Below are 1,666 nucleotides of genomic sequence, written 5' to 3'. Positions count from 1 at the left end.
GTGATGTCCTCGGGGTTCGGGTCCGGCACGGCGGGCGGTGCGGGCATGTCCGGACCGTTCGGCGGCACCGGAACCGGCACCGGGAACCTGACCGCCAGCGGTTACGGCACGACCGGTGTGGCCGGTGGGACAGCCGGTGGCGCGGCCGCGGCGGCCGGTCTGACGGGTGCGAGGGGTGCCGGCCCGATGGGCATGTCCCCGATGGGCGCCGGTGGCGCCAGGCCGGGCGAGGGCGACGGCGAGCACCGCAACCGCTACACCGAGGGGCTCGGTCTCGACTTCCTCGACGATGTACCGCCGGCGTATCCACCGGTGTTCGGCGAATGAAGGGGGAACCGTGGCCTGGCGCGTGAGCACGCTCGACGGGATGGTGCTCTCCCATCTGGAATTCGACCTGCTGTGGGAGGAGCTCGAACTCGGCGACCACCCGTACCCGCTGGAAGTCCGCTCACACGGGTTCACCATGGACGAGCGCGACGAGCTCGGCGAGCAGGCGTTCGCGACGCTCACGCAGGCCGGGTTGATCGACGGCGATGCCCTCGATCCCGGCCTCGAAGAGCGACTCGGTTTGCTTGTCCGGCCAAGGCTTTCGGTCGACGCACTGCTGATCGGCGAGGTGCCGTTGCGCGTGCTGGCCGCCGCGGGCACGCGGGAAGCGGTGCTGGCCGTGCTCGATCATGCCGAGCTCGCCCTGCGTCCGTTCCCGCCGGACCAGTTGATCGGCACGGTGGCCGAGGTGGTGGGCGATCTTCCGGCAGGCCCCGGCGGGGCGGTGCGGCTGCCCCGGCAGGTGTTCTCGGACGCGATGAAAGCGTTCGCCGAGAGGGGGCATTCGGGGTTCGAATGGACGCTGTCGCAGGCCGGTGTCAGCGGCCGGGCGACACGCGCACTGTCGACATTGGCGGATTCGCCCCGCACCTGTTCCGGTCAGCTCGCGGCCAACGGGCCCCGCGGCCGGTCGCCGGTCCTGACCCTGCTCGACACCGAAGCGGGCCGCTACGGGCTCAGTGTGGACGCCAGGGCAGGCACGCAGTGGGTCACCGTCACCCCGGCGGACACGAACTGGCTGGTCGACCGGCTGGCCGAGGCAGTCGACCGGGTCCGCTAGGCGTGTGGCCGGAATGTCCAAAAAGGACGTATCGATTGGGGCGCGCCAGTTTTCCGGTTTCGCCCTCGGGGCCCGCGATGTACCGCTATCGTCAGGCCTTGAAACAGCGGGGCAGCCGATGGGTCGGAGACCACCGCACCGCCCCTCCAGGGAAGGTCGATTCTCTACGAAGGTGGCTGTATGAGCACCCTGACAGCGGAGCAGATCGCGCAGCACGCCTACCAGGCCGGCTTCCGCGGTGATGCACTGACCACCGCCGTGGCCGTGGCGCTCGCCGAGTCCGGCGGGAACACGCGCGCGCACAACGGCACACCGCCGGACAACTCCTACGGGTTGTGGCAGGTCAACATGCTGGGGTCGATGGGGCCTGCCCGCAGGCACCAGTTCAACCTCGATTCGAACGACGAACTGTTCGACGCCGACGAGAACGCCAAGGCGGCCTACGCCATTTCCAACCACGGCAAGTCCTTCGGGCCGTGGTCCACCTACACCAACGGTGCGTACCGCAAGCACCTGGCCGAGGCGCGCAAGGCGGCACAACACGTCACCGAGCACCAC

Annotated in this window: 2 protein-coding genes and 1 pseudogene; all 3 read left to right on the top strand. The window is 69.7% G+C overall.

The window, feature by feature from the left end:
• A pseudogene (locus FNH05_RS37005) lies at positions 1–327 on the top strand (WXG100 family type VII secretion target); the annotation flags it as partial.
• Between the two features lie 10 nt (positions 328–337).
• Positions 338–1,108, top strand: coding sequence for an ESX secretion-associated protein EspG (locus FNH05_RS37000; protein WP_144593478.1), 771 nt, complete (start codon positions 338–340; stop codon positions 1,106–1,108).
• 180 nt (positions 1,109–1,288) lie between these two features.
• Positions 1,289–1,666, top strand: a 378-nt coding sequence (locus tag FNH05_RS36995) for a transglycosylase SLT domain-containing protein (RefSeq protein ID WP_186382934.1), incomplete at its 3' end; no start/stop codon positions are given.

The organism is Amycolatopsis rhizosphaerae (genome assembly GCF_007713715.1).
Classification (GTDB): Bacteria; Actinomycetota; Actinomycetes; order Mycobacteriales; family Pseudonocardiaceae; genus Amycolatopsis_E; species Amycolatopsis_E rhizosphaerae.
The sequence above is the reverse complement of the archived record's forward strand: the minus strand, read 5'-3'. Positions and strand labels throughout refer to the sequence as shown.